We start from the raw sequence: 15,571 nt of genomic DNA, 5'->3' as shown, positions 1-15,571 counted from the left end.
GTGCGGATGGTGCCGGAATTGAGATCCGAACGGCGGACCGCGGGGCGCCCCGCTGGGCGCATACTGGTCTCAATGACAAAGTCAGCAGTACCTCGCCGCCATTTGCCGTCCAGCCCGTTCAAGGCCCCCGTGGAGCAGCCGATCCGGCAGTTCAACGTGGGCGACCGGGTGTCCCACGACGAGCACGGCCTCGGCCGTGTCGTCGGAATCGAGGAGGGGATCGCAGTTCTCGTCGACTTCGGTTCGGTCCAGAAACGGGTCCTGAGCCCGTACACCAAGATGTCCGCGCTCTGAGCCCGTAAGGCGATTCGCGAGCGAATCGGATATTTGGCACGATCGGTGCATGATCCCATGGAACGTGCCCCGGTTGCTGTTGCGTGTGCTGGGGGCCGTTTTCCTGTGCGCCGCGCTGGTCGGCGCGGTGGGGTGCGGCGGGAAGGAAACCGCGTCGCCTGCCGCGGCCAGTTCCGGTGCCGTGTCGGGCGTCGCGCCCAGTGCCGTGCCCAGTGCCGCGCGCAGCGCCGCGCCCAGTACGGCTCCCGCGTGGGCGAAGGGGATGGCCGCGGTACGGGCCGACGACCTGCCCCGGCAGGCCCGGGACGTGCTCGCGCTCATCGACAGGGGCGGGCCCTATCCGTACCGCCAGGACGGCACGGTCTTCGGGAACTTCGAGAAGGTCTTGCCCCAGCAGAAGCGCGGCTACTACCACGAGTTCACGGTGCGGACCCCGGGGGAGCGGGACCGCGGAGCCCGGCGGATCGTGACGGGTCAGGGTGGGGAGTTCTACTACACGGACGACCACTACGAGACCTTCAAGGCGGTTCTGCGATGACCCTGGACCCGCAGCCGCTCGCCCCCGCGCTCGCCGCCGCCGAATCCGCCGGGTGGACGACCCTGCGGCTGGACCTGGACGGCGTACGCGGGAAGGCCGAGCTGATGCGGCGGTGCGGAGACGCCCTGCGGGCGCCGGAGTGGTTCGGCGGGAACTGGGACGCGCTGGCCGACGCGCTGAGGGACCTGTCGTGGCTGCCGGATGCCGGGGGGCGGCTGGTGGCGGTGACCTCGTGGCGGGGTTTCGCCGGGGCGCGGCCGCGGGACTGGGAGGTCCTGGTGGAGGTGCTCGAGGAGGCCGTCGACTTCTGGCGGGAGCAGGACGGCGGGCCGGGGCTGACGGTGCTGCTGTCCGAGTCGGGGCCCGGGGCGGCTGCCGGGGCTCCGCGCCTCAAGCGCCGGCGGGGCTGAAAGACCCCGGGGCTCCATGTCTCGAACGCCGGCGGGGCTGGAGTGGCCGGCCGGGGGAGGGGCAAGGGTGGCCCTGCCCCTTGGGTGGCCGCCGTGGTGGGCGGGGTAGTCCGACGGGCCGCCGAACACCTCCGACAGTCAGACCGCGACGTGCTGCGGGTGCTGGGAGTCCATGCCGGCGAAGACCGGGGCCAGGATCTCGGCCTGCAGGGCGTGGGCGTAGAACGCGTCGGTGAGGCGGTTCACCGCCTCCGCGCCGCCCGCCCACTCCTAGATCGTGGGTGTCGTGCTCATGGTCACCCTGCGGCCTTTCCCGTTCCGGCGACGGACGTCACGTGTAGTGCCGCATCTCCTCGATGGCCGTCACGCAGGGCCGGATGGCGCCGAAGAAGGCCGGGAACTGCTCGCCCAGGTCGTCTCCTCGCCCACCCGCAGGCGAATCTGGAGGCAGACGGCCGGTTTCGGCAGCTGGCCGCGGAAATCTGGGTAGCGTGTGCGGGGAGGGCGTTACACGTATGCCCTCCCCGTATGTGTGGCGCGCCGTAGATATATGCAGGTAGATATATGCAAGCAGTGGCGAAGGGGAGGCCATGGAGCGTGAAACCGGACGGTTCGAGGCATTCAGTGACGGCCTATTTGCCATCATTATTCGATCCTCGTCCTGGGAGTGAACGTTCCGAAAGAAACGGGATCCGAGTTCTGGCGCGGAGGCCGGGAACAGTGGCCGCATTACGCCGCCTATGTGGTGAGCTTCCTCATCATCGGCGTGATGTGGGTGAAGCACCGCACCATCCCCCTCGTGGTAGACGAAGAGCGGCTCGGATCTGCCGGCGACGTCAGGAAGTAGCCGCCGGGGCCTACGGCCGTTCTCTGCGGTCAAGTAGGGTATTGGATCCAATCTGGTCGCGGGGGAGGCCCAGATGGCTCGCGTAGTCCTACCGGAGAATTCCGTGAAGGAAATCTCCGAATCGATCGATCTACTGATCTCTCTTCTCTTCGAGTCCTTACCCCGGCGGGACCAGCGAAACTGGGCCCGCGTTTATCTGAACGGCCTCGTGCGGACCAAAGGGAAGAAAACAATCCGCAACATCGCCGGAACCGGAGCCAGTTCCGTGGAGCAGAGCCTTCAGCAGTTCATCAGCAAGTCCCCCTGGGACTGGACCCCGGTCCGCCGCTCCCTCGCGCAGCACCTCGAACGCACCGCACGGCGCCCGCTGGCCTGGGTGCTCCAGCCCATGGTCGTAGAGAAGGCCGGCGACCGCTCGGTCGGCGTCGGCCGGCAGTTCGTCCCGCAGCTGGGCCGCATCGCCAACTGCCAGCAGGCCAGCGGGATCTGGCTCGCCTCCAGCGAGGCCAGCTTCCCGGTCGAATGGACCCTCACCCTCCCCGGCCCCTGGACCAGTGAACTCCTGCGCCGCCGCCGGGCCGGAATCCCCGAGACGGCGCGCTCCCTCACCCCCGCCCAGGACGCCGTACACGCCGTCCAGCGGATGGCCACCACCTGGCGACTCCAACGCCGGCCCGTGGTGATGGAGGTCGCCAACAGCGATCTCCCGCAGAGCATCGAGTCCTTCGCCCTCCACGACATCCCCTTCGTCTTCAAGGTCGACGGCTCGCTACCCGTCTCCTTCGGCGGAGCCGGCCGGCACAAACCGGGCCCGCACACCGCGCCCGCCCGCGAGCTCATCGACTCCCTGCGCTCCCAGCGCCGCGTCGTCGAATGGACCCGGCACGGCCGGGCCGAGGGCGCGGTGACCCTGCTGACCTCGGCCGCCGTCTTCGCCACCCCCGGCGAGGACCGGCCCGCACCCCCCCCCGCGCCCCCCACCCCGCTGCTGCTGCTCGGGGCCTGGACCGAAGCCGCCCTGCTGCCCTCGGAGTTCTGGATCACCAACATCGGCGACCGGCCCCTCGCCCAGCTGTTCCTGCTCGCCAAACTCACCGACCGCGTCTCCCTCGACTTCACCGAGACCTGCGAACCCGTGGGCATCAGGGACTTCGAGGGCCGCTCCTTCCGCGGCTGGCACCACCACGCCACCCTGGCGAGCGTGGCCCACGCGGCCAGGCTCCTCAGGGCCTCGCGGGACCGCCTCCCCGACGGCGGCCCCGCCGGACGGAGCGTGGGCGACTACGCCGCACCCCCGAGGGCCGGCGTCCCCCGCCCCGCCGCCGCGGCCCGGCCACCCGCCGTCCTGCCGCGCCCGCTCATCCCCGGGCAGACCTCCAGGCGCGATTTCATCCGCTGATGTTCGACACAGCCGACGAGCCAGGAGACCGCCCCGGCCATCGCCGCCGAGGTCACGGCGGTCCGGCACGGCGGATCGGCCCTCCCGCCGGTGGCGGGCCGCCGGCCGATCCACTTCCTACGGGCCCAAGGTCCCGTAGGAACCGACCAGACGGCCCCAAATGTCCTGGACGATCGGCCCGGGCGGTGTAAACCCCAGGTCATGGGAGAATGAAGTACGTGCGTTTCCTCGGCTGCCCTGTCGAGGCCATAGAAGGATCCTTCGATCGACTGGGATGTTCAGCACGTGCGTTTCCTCAATGACCAGAAGCCGCCGTACGACCTGACGTACGACGATGTGTTCATGGTGCCGAGCCGCTCCGCGGTCGGTTCCCGTCAGGGCGTCGACCTCTCCGCCCCCGACGGCACCGGCACCACCATTCCCCTCGTCGTGGCGAACATGACGGCCATCGCGGGCCGCCGGATGGCCGAGACGGTCGCCCGCCGCGGCGGCATCGTCGTCATCCCGCAGGACATCCCGATCGAGGTCGTCACCGACGTCATCTCCTGGGTGAAGACCCGCCACCTCGTGCTCGACACCCCGATCACGCTGGCGCCCACCCAGACCGTGGCCGACGCGCTGTCGCTGCTGCCCAAGCGCGCCCACGGCGCGGGCGTCGTCGTCGACGGCGAGGGCCGCCCGGTCGGCGTCGTCACCGACCACGACCTCACCGGCGTGGACCGCTTCACCCAGCTCTCCGAGGTCATGTCGAAGGAGCTGCTGCTCATCGACGCCGACATCGACCCCCGCGAGGCCTTCAACAAGCTCGACGCGGGCCACCGCAAGCTGGCCCCGGCCGTCGACAAGGACGGCAGGCTCGTCGGCATCCTCACCCGCAAGGGCGCGCTCCGCGCGACCCTGTACACCCCGGCCACCGACGCCGAAGGCAAGCTGCGCATCGCGGCCGCCGTCGGCATCAACGGCGACTTCGCGGCCAAGGCCAAGCAGCTGCTCGACGCGGGCGTGGACACGCTCGTCATCGACACCGCGCACGGCCACCAGGAGTCGATGATCAACGCGATCAAGGCCGTCCGCGCGCTGGACCCGCAGGTCCCGATCGTGGCCGGCAACATCGTCGCCGCCGAGGGCGTCAAGGACCTCATCGAGGCCGGCGCGGACATCATCAAGGTCGGTGTGGGCCCCGGCGCCATGTGCACCACCCGCATGATGACCGGCGTGGGCCGGCCGCAGTTCTCCGCGGTGCTGGAGTGCGCGGCGGAGGCCAAGAAGTACGGCAAGCACGTGTGGGCCGACGGCGGTGTCCGCCACCCGCGCGACGTGGCGATGGCGCTGGCCGCCGGTGCGTCGAACGTCATGATCGGTTCGTGGTTCGCCGGTACGTACGAGTCCCCGGGCGACCTGCAGCAGTCCGCCGACGGGCGCCTGTACAAGGAGTCCTTCGGCATGGCGTCGGCGCGTGCGGTGCAGAACCGCACGTCGGAGGAGTCGGCCTACGACCGGGCCCGCAAGGGTCTGTTCGAGGAGGGCATCTCGACCTCGCGGATGTTCCTGGACCCGGCCCGGCCGGGCGTCGAGGACCTGATCGACTCGATCATCGCCGGTGTCCGCTCCTCGTGCACCTACGCCGGGGCGGGGTCCCTGGCGGAGTTCGCGGAGAACGCCGTGGTCGGCGTGCAGTCTGCCGCGGGCTACGCGGAGGGCAAGCCGCTGCACGCCAGCTGGAGCTAGGCCCCGTTTCCTCCCGCAGCCCCCGGCCCCTTCGGCCGGGGGCTGCGGCGTATCCAGACCCCGGAGCCCCGCCCCAGCCCGCGCCTCAAACGCCGACGGGACTGGATTCGCCTCCGCCGACGGCCGGCGCGGGCCGGTCCGTCAGTAACGGGGAGGGTGCGGGCCCGGAGGGGAACTGTGCACGCCCGCACGGTACTTCGGGATCCGCACGGTCACCTTCAGGCCGGCGCCGACGCCCGTCTCGATGACCGGCCCGTACTCGTCCCCGTACACCTGCCGGATCCGCTCGTCGATGTTGGGCAGGCCGATGCCCGAGGAGGAGCCGGCGAGTTCCCCGGCCAGGATCCGGCGCAGCACCGCCGGATCCATCCCGACCCCGTTGTCCTCGACGGTGATCACCGCCTCGGGGCCCGCGTCCCGCGCGGTGATGGTGATCCGGCACTCCTCGGGGGAGTCCTCCAACCCGTGCTTCACCGCGTTCTCCACCAGCGGCTGGAGGCACAGGAACGGCAGCGCCACCGGCAGCACCTCCGGCGCCACCTGCAAGGTCACCTTCAGCCGGTCCCCGAACCGGGCCCCGGCCAGCGCCAGGTACTGCTCGATGGAACGCAACTCCTCGGCGAGCGTGGTGAACTCACCGTGCCGGCGGAAGGAGTAGCGGGTGAAGTCGGCGAACTCCAGCAGCAGGTCCCGGGCCCGCTCCGGATCGGTCCGGACGAACGAGGCGATCGCGGCCAGCGAGTTGAAGATGAAGTGCGGGGAGATCTGCGCCCGCAGCGCCTTGATCTCCGCCTCCATCAGCCGGGTCCGCGACCGGTCCAGCTCCGACAGCTCCAGCTGTACGGACACCCACCGCGCGACCTCCGTCGCGGCCCGCACCAGCACGGCGGACTCCCGCGACCCGTAGGCCACCAGCGCCCCCAGCATCCCGTCCTCGCCCGTCAGCGGGGCCACCACGGCCCACTTCAGCGGACAGTCGGGCCGCTGGCATTCGGTCCGCACGCTCTGGCTGCGCCCCGACTCCAGCATCACCGCCACCCGGGCCATCGCCCGCCGCTCGTGGTGATCGGCGCCGGGGCCGTCCCAGGCCAGCACCGACTCCCGGTCGGTCAGGCACAGCGCCTCCGTGCCCAGCAGCGACCGCAGCCGCCGGGCGGCCTTGCGGGCGGCGTCCTGCGTCAACCCGGCCCGCAGCGGCGGAGCGGCCAGCGAAGCCGTGTGCAGGGTGTGGAACGTGGCCCGCTCCACCGGAGTCCCCAGAACCAGCCCGGCCGCCCGCTCGCCGCGCCGGGCCTGCCACCGGCCAGCCAGCCAGCCCGCGCCCGCCAGCAGGGCCCCGGCCAGGGCCGCCAGCACCGCCAGGGCCGTCCCGCTCACCGCGCACCCCCGGCCGTGCGGTCCCAGGCCACCACGTCCTCCGGCAGGTGCAGCCGCGCCAGGGTGGCGGCCGTCCCCGCCGGGATCCGCGACCGGGTGCCCAACGACACCAGCACCATCGTCAGGAACCCGAGCGGCACCGACCAGGCCGCCGGCCACGCCAGCAGGGTGTGCGCCCAGCCCTCCGGAGCCAGCCCGCCCCGGGTCGCCAGTACCGCGCTGAGCGCCGCCCCGCCGCCCGTGACCAGCCCGGCCACCGCCCCGGGCGGGGTCAGCCCCCGCCACCAGATGCCCAGCACCAGCAGCGGACAGAACGACGAGGCCGACACGGCGAAGGCCAGCCCCACCGCGTCCGCCACCGGCACGTCGCGGGCCGCCACGCTCCCGGCCAGCGGCACCAGCACCGCCAGCAGTACCGCGAAGCGGAAACTGCGCACCCCGCGCGTCGGCAGCAGGTCCTGGTGCAGCACCCCCGCCACCGCCATGGTCAGCCCCGAGGCCGTCGACAGGAACGCGGCGAAGGCGCCCCCGGCCAGCAGCGCCCCCAGCAGCTCCCCGAGCAGCCCGCCCAGCATCCGCTCGGGCAGCACCAGCACCGCCGCGTCCGCGTCGCCGGTGAGGGCCAGCTCGGGCGCGTAGATCCGGCCCAGCGCCCCGTACACCGGCGGCAGCAGGTAGAACACCCCGACCAGGCCGAGCACGACCAGCGTGGTGCGCCGCGCGGCCCGGCCGTGGGGGCTGGTGTAGAAGCGCACCGCCACGTGCGGCAGGCCCATGGTCCCGAGGAAGGTGGCCAGGATCAGCCCGTACGTCGCGTACAGCCGGTACTGCCAGTGCTCTCCCGACAGCGGCTCCGACCAGCTGGACACACCCAGGCCGGCCTCCGCCCGGGTGTCGGGGACGGGCGTGTGCGGGGCGAACTCCAGGCGCGCGTCGGCCCGTACGGAATGCTGCCCGGCCGCGAGGGTCAGCGGGACCGCGTCGTACGTCCGCCCGTCCACCTGCCCGGTCACCGTCAGCGTCAGCGGTGCCTCCACCGACAGCCGGACGTCCTCGGCCACTGTCACGGAGGTGTGCTCGCGGAAGACGGCCGGCGCGTCGAACGTGGCCCGCGGCGCGCCGTCCCCGGCCCAGGCGGCGACCAGGAAGAAGGCGGGGACCAGCAGCGCGGTGAGCTTGAGCCAGTACTGGAACGCCTGCACGAAGGTGATGCTGCGCATCCCGCCGGCGGCCACGGCCGCGCTCACCACGAAGGCCACCACCACCCCGCCCACCCAGTGCGGGGCCCCGGTCAGGATCTCCAGGGTCAGGCCGGCGCCCTGCAGCTGCGGCAGCAGGTACAGCCAGCCGACCCCGACCACGAACAGCACCGCGATCCGGCGCACGGCCTGCGACTCGAGCCGGGCCTCGGCGAAGTCCGGCAGCGTGTACGCGCCGGAGCGGCGCAGCGGGGCCGCCACCAGCACGAGCAGCACCAGGTACCCGGCGGTGTACCCGACCGGGTACCAGAGCATCTCGGGCCCCTGCAGCAGCACCAGCCCGGCCACCCCGAGGAAGGACGCGGCGGAGAGGTACTCCCCGCTGATCGCGGCCGCGTTGAGGCGGGGGCCGACGGTGCGGGAGGCGACGTAGAAGTCGGAGGTGGTGCGGGATATGCGCAGGCCGAGCGCGCCGACGAGGACCGTGGCCAGGACGACGACGGCGACCGCGGTCAGCGCGTACGTCTGGTTCACCGGGGGTCCTTCGGCCGGGGGAGGGTGACGGGAGTCTATGCACGGCCCCGGCCGCGCGACAGGCACGATCCGGCCCCGGGGCCGTGTCCCGGGGGCTCCGCCCCGGACCCGTCGGGGGCTCCGTCCCCGGACCCGCGGCGGTCAGACGGCCGGGTCGCGGTGTTCCGCGCAGTCGCGGAGGGCGATCTCCAGCTCCACGTACGACTCCTCGGCCCGGCGGAAGGCCAGCGTCAACGCCGCCTCGGCCCGCGGCGGCACCTGCCCCCGGACCCCCTCGCCCGCTTCGTAGAGGACGTCGGCCCAGCGCGCGGCCGCACTGCGCAGGCGGGCCAGCAGCGCCTCCGCCTCGGCCGGCCCGGCCGGGGCACCGCGCGGCAGGCCGGTCAGCGCGTCGAGCAGGGCCTGGATCTCGGACATCACGCTCCTCCCGCGCCGGAAGATCCACGATATGCGGGCACGAAGCCGACGGCGGGCGACGGCCCCGCCCGATCGCCGTACGCCACTCGCCGTGCGGCGAACGGCATCCCACGGCCGCCGGACGGTCGCCCGCACCGCCGGACGGCGCCCCGGCCCCCGCGCGCGTCAGCCGGTCGCGTGCCGCATGAGGAGGTCCCGTAGCTCCCGCGCGTGGCGGCGGCTCACCTGGAGTTCCGCCGAGCCGACCCGGACGCTCGTCGTGCCCGCGTCCAGCCGGAGTTCGTCGATCCGGGACAGGGCCACCAGGTGGCGGCGGTGGATCCGGACGAAGCCGCGGGCCGCCCACCGCTCCTCCAGCGTGGACAGCGGGATGCGGACCAGGTGACTGCCGTCGTCGGTGTGCAGCCGGGCGTAGTCGCCCTGCGCCTCGACGTAGGCGATGGCCGCGATCGGCACGAACCGGGTGACGCCGCCCAGCTCGACGGCTATCTGCTCCGGCGCGCGGTCGGCGACGGGCAGCTCGGCCGACCGGCGCGCCGGAAGCGGCCGCGGAACCGGGGGCGCGGCCGCTCCCGCCGCGCCCCCGGCCGCCGGGGGTGCCCCGACCGGCTGCCCCAGCTGCGCGCAGGCCCGCCGCACGGCCTCGGCCAGCCGCTCCGGGCGGACGGGCTTGAGCACGTAGTCCACGGCCTTGAGGTCGAAGGCCTGGACGGCGAACCCCTCGTGGGCGGTGACGAACACGATCAGCGGCGGCCGCGCGAACCCGGCCAGCAGCCGGGCGATGTCCAGCCCGGTCAGCCCGGCCATGTGGATGTCGAGGAAGACCACGTCGATGCCGTCCGCGCCGTCCGGCCCGGCCTCCAGCGCCACCGTGATCCGCCGCAGCGCCTCGGTGGCGTCCGAGGCGCCCTCGGCGCTGCGGATCCGCGGGTCGGACCGCAGCAGGTAGAGGAGCTCCTCCAGGAGCGGCTTCTCGTCGTCGACGGCCAGTACGCGCAGCATGCGGGGAGTGTAGGAGCTGTCCCGCCCGGGCGGAACGGCGCGCGGCCCCGCCCCGGGGGACGTGGGCGGGGCCGCGCGGTCCGGGAGGCGGGGGCTACTGGACGGTGATCAGCTTGCCGTCGGGGGCGACCGCGTACCAGGTGCCGCCGACGCCCTGGCCGTTGATGTCGCCCGGCTTGTTGTCACCGGCGAAGGTGTACACCGGCCAGCAGTCGACGGTCTGCTGCTTCTTGCCGTCGGGGCGGTCCAGCACGAGGTAGTTCCGCTCGGTGATGCCCTTGGCGTCGGCCTTGTCCACCGGGGGCACGACGGGCCACTTGGCCAGGCAGTCGCCGACGCACTTGGAGACCATCGGCCACGCGGTGTCCGGCTTGAACCGGTAGACGGTCATGCCCTTGCCGTCGACGATGTGGTCGCCCAGCTTGGGGTCCTTCGCGACGGACAGGCCCGTGCCGGCCTCGCCCGCGCCCGCCTCGCCCGCGCCCGCCTCGCCCGTACCGGCCGGGGCCGGGGCCGCAGCGGCCTTCGCCGCCTTCTTGCCGTCGGGGGCGAACGCGAACCAGACCCCGCCGACGCCCTGGCCGTTGAACTCGCCCGCCTTGGTGTCCTTGGCGAAGCGGTACGCGGGCCAGCCCGCCACCGTCAGCTGCTTGGTGCCGTCGGTGCGCACCACCTCGCCGAGCAGCGCCGGGTCCATGCCCGCCGTGGCGGTGACGTCGCCGGCCGCGACCACCGGCCAGGTCTTCGCGCAGTCCCCGTCGCAGTTCGACTTCGGCGGCTTCGCGGTGTCCTTGTCGAAGCGGTACAGGGTGAGGCCGGCGCTGTCGGTGAGGACGGGGCCGAGCTGCTCGCTGGTGGCGATGGCCAGCCGGCCGGCGGGCTCGGCCGCGCCGTCCGCGGCGGGCTGGGAGGAGGCCTGTGCGGCGGCCCCGGCGGGCTTGGCCGTGTCGGCGGCGTTGTCCTGCGACGGGCCGCAGGCGGTCGCCGCCAGGACGACGGCGACGGCGGCCGCGGCGAGGGTGGTTCCGCGCTTCATGCCCATGTTGATCTCTCCCACGTGTGGTGTCCGTTCCGCGCCGTCGCGCCAGCGGCGGCAACTGTGCACAGGACACGCCCAGCTGGGTCCGGTCTGTTCACGGCGGAGGGTGTGGGCTGTTTCACTCACTCGGCGGCGAACCCGGCCCGCCGCAGGGCCGTGGCCACAGCGAGGCCCAGTACCTGGTGCCCGGTGTCATCGGGGTGCAGTCCGTCCGCCAGGTGCTCCGGGCCGAGCAGGTCGCGGCCCGGGAGCACGGCGAGCCGCTCGTCCCCGGCGGCGATCCGGTCCCGGGTGGCGCGCTCCATCGCGTCGCGCAGGGCGCCGAGGGTGGCGCCGAGCCGGTTCGGGGTGCGCTCGGCGTCGGGCCGCAGGACGGGGGAGACCAGCAGGAGCGGGGTCCGCGGGTGGCCCTGGCGGACCAGGTCGAGGAACGCGCGGGTGGTCTCGTACAGCAGGGGCGCGGAGTAGGGGACCCGGGACCAGCAGTTGGTGCCGAAGGCGAGGGTGAGGACGTCGGCGGGCAGCGCGGCGAGTTGTTCGGCGGTGGCGAGCTCGCCGCGGGCGGCGCCCGCGTAGCCGAGGTTGACCGTGTCCCAGCCGAGCGCCCGGCCGACCACCGCGGGCCAGCCGTGGGCGGGCCGGGTGGACCACCAGCCCTCGGTGATCGAGTCCCCGTGCACCACCCAGCGCGGGGCGGCCGGCGCCGGGGCGAGCGGGCCGCCGATCCCGCGCAGGCCGAGGACCAGCGGGGACTGGGTCTCGGGCGGGTGGATGGTGAAGGGGCCCGGTCCGCCGCCCAGCTCGATGCGTACGACGGCCTGCGCGGCCGGTTCGGTGAACACCTCGCGGACCACCCCGTGCCGGTCCCACAGCGCGAAGCCGTGCGCGAGGTCGCGCAGGGAGTCGGTGGGGCCGGGCACGGTGGCCCGGTAGCGGATCTCCACCGCCCGCGCGGTGTCGGCGGTGAACTCGAGCCGCACCCCGATGGGCAGGGTGGCCCGCTCGCCGGTGTCCCAGGGCAGCCGCATGGTGTCGGCCGGGTCGGCCCGCACGGGCCGTCCCCTGTCGAGCCACGCGACCCCGCGCAGGAAGGGCGCGGGGTCCTGCCACAGATCGAGGTCCATGGCGGCACGCTGCGGGAGATCTGATGAGCTGTCAAGAATGCCGTTCGAGGTCCCCTGTGCAGCGATCGATCATCCGCGCGCAACAAAGGACCATCTGGGACAGATCCGCGCAACGATCGTGCGGCAATGTGCAAGGATGGTGCATTACGGGCGGTATCACTCAGCTCGTAGGCTCACTCGCTGTACGTGGAGTGGCGCGGACCGCCTGCTCGGCGGTCCTCCCATGCCCAGGCAGGCTTCTCGCCCGCCTGCCCCGCTCCGGACCGCTGCGGTCGACGCCTGAATCCCCACCCGCAGCAAGAAGGAGTCACCCCGTGCTCGACCACGGCCAGGCGCCATCCGCCACGACCGAGGCCCGCAGGCCCGCCCACCCGCTGCTCCGCCGCAAGCCGGTCGAGCAGCTGGTCGCCGAGGGCGGCCAGGGCGAGGGCGGCTCGCTGCGCCGCTCGCTCACCATGTGGCAGCTGACGATGATCAGCATCGGCGCGACCCTGGGCACCGGCATCTTCGTCGTCCTCGGCGAAGCCGCCCCCAAGGCCGGCCCGGCCGTCACGATCTCGTTCGTCATCGCGGGCCTGACCGCGCTGTTCTCGGCCCTGTCCTACGCCGAGCTCGCCGGATCCGTCCCCGTCTCCGGCTCCTCGTACTCGTACACCTACGCCACCATGGGCGAGCTCATCGCCTGGATCTGCGGCTGGTGCCTGGTCCTGGAGTACGCCGTGTCGGTCGCGGCCGTCGCCGTCGGCTGGGGCCAGTACCTCAACGAGCTCCTCGACGGGACCCTCGGCTTCACCATCCCCGAAGGCCTCTCGGCGCCGCTGGGCGAAGGCGGCTGGATCAACCTGCCGTCGCTGGTCGTCGTCCTGCTCGCGATGGTCTTCCTGATGCGCGGCGCCAAGGAGAGCGCCCGCATCAACACCGTCATGGTCGCGGTGAAGATCGTCACCCTGCTGCTCTTCATCGGCATCGGCTTCATGGGCATCAAGGCCGGCAACTACGCGCCGCTCGCCCCGCTCGGCGTCACCGGCATCAGCGCCGCCGCCGCCACGCTCTTCTTCTCCTACATCGGCTTCGACGCCGCCTCCACCGCCGGTGAGGAAGCCAAGAACCCGAAGAAGGACCTGCCGCGCGCGATCATGCTCTCGCTGGGCATCGTCACCGTCCTGTACTGCCTCGTCGCGCTCGTCGCCGTCGGCGCCATGCCGTGGCAGGACTTCGAGGGCACCGAGGCCGCGCTCGCCCAGATCATGACCGACGTCACCGGCCACAGCTTCTGGGGCGTCGTCCTCGCGGCCGGCGCGGTCGTCGCCATCGCCTCCGTCGTCTTCGCCGTCCTGTACGGACAGACCCGCATCCTCTTCGCGATGTCCCGCGACGGCCTCGTCCCCAAGGCCTTCGCCAAGGTCGACGCGAAGACCGGCGTGCCGCGCGTCAACGTGGTGATCGTCTCGCTCTTCTGCGGGGCCCTGGCCGCCTTCATCCCGCTGGGTGAGCTGGCCAACGCGACCAGCATCGGCACGCTCTTCGCCTTCGCCCTGGTCAACGTCGCGGTCGTGATCCTGCGCCGCACCAAGCCCGACCTGCCGCGCACCTTCAAGGTGGCGCTCTTCCCGGTCACCCCGATCCTCGGCTTCCTCGCCTGCGGCTACATGATGTACAGCCTGCCGGTCGCCACGTGGGTCGCGTTCGGTGGCTGGATGGCCGTCGGCCTCGTGGTCTACTTCGTGTACGGCATGCGCCGCTCCACACTGGCCACAGCAGAAAAGTGATCCACCCGCAGTGCGACTGAACGATCTCGACGAACGCATCGTGCACGCCCTCGCCGAGGACGCCCGCCGCTCCTACGCGGACATCGGCTCCGAGGTCGGGCTCTCCGCCCCCGCCGTGAAGCGGCGCGTGGACCGGCTGCGCGCCGAGGGGGCCATCACCGGCTTCACGGTCCGCGTGGACCCGGCCGCGATGGGCTGGGAGACCGAGGGCTTCATCGAGATCTACTGCCGCCACAACACCTCGCCGGACGACATCCGGCGAGGTCTGGAGCGGTATCCGGAGGTGGTGTCCGCGTCGACCGTCACCGGCGACGCGGACGCCCTCGTCCAGATCTTCGCCTCCGACATGCGCCACTTCGAGCGGGTCCTGGAGCGCATCGCGGGCGAGCGCTTCGTGGAGCGCACCAAGTCCGTCCTCGTGCTCTCCCCGCTGCTGCGCCGCTTCACCTCCGGCGCGCCCGCGTAGCCCCCGCGCCCTCGAGCTCCCGGTCGCTCAGCGAGCGGCGCTCCTCCTCCGTCAGGCCGCCCCAGACCCCGAACGGCTCACGGGTCCGCAGCGCGTGTTCCAGGCACCGCGCGCGCACCGGGCACACCCCGCAGACCCGCTTCGCGGCCGCGTCCCGCTCCTCGCGGTCCTCGCCGCGCTCGCCGGCGGGATGGAAGAACCGGGCCGAGCCCAGATCCCGGCAGGCGGCCCCGGTCTGCCACTCCCAGAAGTGGTGGGTGGCCCCGGGCAGGCGGGTGACGTCCGTCATGGCAGTTCCCTTCCGTGGGTTTTCCCGCGTCTGACCGCTTGCCGTCCCACCGAAACCCCCCAGCGCCCACCCTCCCGCCCCGACCGGGCCCGCCCCGCCCCCGTCCGGACGGCCGGCGCCCGCCACGCCCCCGCCCGGGCGAACCCGCTCCGCCGCGACGATCTCCGTATCCCCGCCGGTCACTCGCCCTTTCCACCCCCGCGCAACGAATCTCCGCAGGCGCTCCGGAACACGCAACGAATCGATGCGCGGAGCGCAACGGTCACGGCTTGTCCCGGTCGAACGCGCGAACGTACCGTTTTACGACCCCACCCCTCCTGTCACAGAGGTAGTCCATGCCCCCGCTGCGCACCGCCCTCCTCCAGAGCTCCGGACGTCTCGGCGACACCGCCGGGAACCTCGAGGCTCTCGACGAGGCCGCTGCACGCGCCGCACAGGGCGGGGCCGGGCTCCTCGTCACCTCGGAGATGTTCCTCACCGGCTACGCCCTGGAGATCGAGGACATCGCCGCGCTCGCCGAACCGGCCGACGGCCCGTCCGCCGCCGCCATCGGCGAGATCGCCCGCCGCCACGGGGTCGCCGTCCTGTACGGCTACCCCGAGCGCGGCGGCGAGGCCGTGTACAACGCGGCGCAGCTCATCGGGCCCGACGGGGCGGCCCTCGCGAACTACCGCAAGACCCACCTCTTCGGCTGCTTCGAGCAGGACGCCTTCACCCCCGGAGACACCACCGTCGTCCAGGCGGACCTCGGCGGCCTCCGCATCGGCATCATGATCTGCTACGACGTGGAGTTCCCCGAGAACGTCCGCTCCCACGCGCTCGCCGGCACCGACCTCCTCCTGGTGCCGACCGCGCAGATGCACCCCTTCCAGTTCGTCGCCGAACAGCTCGTCCCCGTACGGGCCTTCGAGAACCAGATGTACATCGCGTACGTCAACCGCACCGGCCCGGAAGGCGAGTTCGAGTTCGTCGGACTCAGCTGCCTGGCGAGCCCCGACGGGGTCGCCCGGACCCGGGCCGGACGCGGCGAGGAGCTGGTGTTCGGCGAGGCCGACCCCGAGCTGCTGAGCGCGTCCCGCACGAACAACCCCTACCTGCGCGACCGCCGCCCCGGGCTCTACGCCTCCCTCGTCTGACCC

At 72.8% G+C, this 15,571-nt stretch carries 16 protein-coding genes; 9 read left to right on the top strand and 7 right to left on the bottom strand.

What is annotated here, in order from left to right:
* The first annotated feature begins 72 nt into the window (after window positions 1–72).
* The 6 genes from BGK67_RS08050 to BGK67_RS08025 all read left to right on the top strand — a co-directional run bounded on the left by BGK67_RS08050 (window position 73) and on the right by BGK67_RS08025 (window position 5,216).
* Entirely contained in the window at window positions 73–294 is a 222-nt protein-coding gene (locus BGK67_RS08050; protein ID WP_069919391.1) for a CarD family transcriptional regulator, read from the top strand.
* 49 nt (window positions 295–343) lie between these two features.
* Window positions 344–832, top strand: a complete 489-nt coding sequence (locus BGK67_RS39430; RefSeq protein ID WP_208948664.1) for a guanyl-specific ribonuclease — start codon at window positions 344–346, stop codon at window positions 830–832.
* Window positions 829–1,242 (top strand): barstar family protein, encoded by a 414-nt coding sequence (locus BGK67_RS08040; protein WP_069919388.1) that lies wholly within the window; start codon window positions 829–831, stop codon window positions 1,240–1,242. Before BGK67_RS39430 ends, BGK67_RS08040 begins: the two co-directional genes overlap by 4 nt.
* 667 nt (window positions 1,243–1,909) lie before the next feature.
* Window positions 1,910–2,089 (top strand): TMEM175 family protein, encoded by a 180-nt coding sequence (locus BGK67_RS36085; RefSeq protein WP_244291175.1) that lies wholly within the window; start codon window positions 1,910–1,912, stop codon window positions 2,087–2,089.
* Between the two features lie 73 nt (window positions 2,090–2,162).
* A complete protein-coding gene (locus tag BGK67_RS08030; protein WP_079154078.1) occupies window positions 2,163–3,488 on the top strand; it encodes an IS701 family transposase in 1,326 nt (441 codons plus the stop codon).
* A gap of 285 nt (window positions 3,489–3,773) precedes the next feature.
* Entirely contained in the window at window positions 3,774–5,216 is a 1,443-nt protein-coding gene (locus tag BGK67_RS08025; RefSeq protein WP_279628663.1) for a GuaB1 family IMP dehydrogenase-related protein, read from the top strand.
* A gap of 141 nt (window positions 5,217–5,357) precedes the next feature.
* On the opposite strand, the gene BGK67_RS08020 is transcribed toward BGK67_RS08025, so the two are convergent.
* From BGK67_RS08020 to BGK67_RS07995, 6 genes are all read right to left on the bottom strand, one after another.
* Entirely contained in the window at window positions 5,358–6,593 is a 1,236-nt protein-coding gene (locus BGK67_RS08020) for a sensor histidine kinase (protein ID WP_069919380.1), read from the bottom strand.
* Window positions 6,590–8,326, bottom strand: coding sequence for a sodium/solute symporter (locus BGK67_RS08015; protein ID WP_069919378.1), 1,737 nt, complete (start codon window positions 8,324–8,326; stop codon window positions 6,590–6,592). Before BGK67_RS08015 ends, BGK67_RS08020 begins: the two co-directional genes overlap by 4 nt.
* A gap of 141 nt (window positions 8,327–8,467) precedes the next feature.
* Window positions 8,468–8,743: a hypothetical protein gene (locus tag BGK67_RS08010; protein ID WP_069919376.1), complete on the bottom strand. Its 276-nt coding sequence runs from the start codon at window positions 8,741–8,743 to the stop codon at window positions 8,468–8,470.
* A gap of 165 nt (window positions 8,744–8,908) precedes the next feature.
* Window positions 8,909–9,745: a LytR/AlgR family response regulator transcription factor gene (locus BGK67_RS08005; RefSeq protein ID WP_069919373.1), complete on the bottom strand. Its 837-nt coding sequence runs from the start codon at window positions 9,743–9,745 to the stop codon at window positions 8,909–8,911.
* A gap of 94 nt (window positions 9,746–9,839) precedes the next feature.
* A complete protein-coding gene (locus BGK67_RS08000) occupies window positions 9,840–10,787 on the bottom strand; it encodes an SCO0930 family lipoprotein (RefSeq protein WP_069923706.1) in 948 nt (315 codons plus the stop codon).
* Between the two features lie 119 nt (window positions 10,788–10,906).
* Window positions 10,907–11,908: a GDSL-type esterase/lipase family protein gene (locus BGK67_RS07995; protein ID WP_069919371.1), complete on the bottom strand. Its 1,002-nt coding sequence runs from the start codon at window positions 11,906–11,908 to the stop codon at window positions 10,907–10,909.
* 314 nt (window positions 11,909–12,222) lie between these two features.
* Between BGK67_RS07995 and BGK67_RS07990 the strand changes: the two genes are divergently transcribed.
* Window positions 12,223–13,677, top strand: a complete 1,455-nt coding sequence (locus tag BGK67_RS07990) for an amino acid permease (protein ID WP_069919367.1) — start codon at window positions 12,223–12,225, stop codon at window positions 13,675–13,677.
* A gap of 10 nt (window positions 13,678–13,687) precedes the next feature.
* Complete coding sequence (locus BGK67_RS07985; RefSeq protein ID WP_069919364.1) at window positions 13,688–14,143, top strand: Lrp/AsnC family transcriptional regulator; 456 nt, start codon at window positions 13,688–13,690, stop codon at window positions 14,141–14,143.
* Here the strand turns inward: BGK67_RS07985 and BGK67_RS07980 are convergent.
* Window positions 14,121–14,432 carry a WhiB family transcriptional regulator gene (locus tag BGK67_RS07980; protein WP_069919362.1) on the bottom strand — a complete coding sequence of 104 codons (312 nt, stop codon included), beginning with the start codon at window positions 14,430–14,432 and terminating at the stop codon, window positions 14,121–14,123. The genes BGK67_RS07985 and BGK67_RS07980 overlap by 23 nt on opposite strands.
* Before the next feature lie 335 nt (window positions 14,433–14,767).
* Here BGK67_RS07980 and BGK67_RS07975 point away from each other — a divergent pair, with 335 nt between their 5' ends.
* Window positions 14,768–15,568, top strand: a complete 801-nt coding sequence (locus tag BGK67_RS07975; RefSeq protein ID WP_069919360.1) for a carbon-nitrogen hydrolase family protein — start codon at window positions 14,768–14,770, stop codon at window positions 15,566–15,568.
* The last annotated feature ends 3 nt before the right edge of the window (window positions 15,569–15,571 follow it).

Source organism: Streptomyces subrutilus, assembly GCF_001746425.1.
Lineage (GTDB): Bacteria > Actinomycetota > Actinomycetes > Streptomycetales > Streptomycetaceae > Streptomyces > Streptomyces subrutilus_A.
The sequence above is the reverse complement of the archived record's forward strand: the minus strand, read 5'-3'. Positions and strand labels throughout refer to the sequence as shown.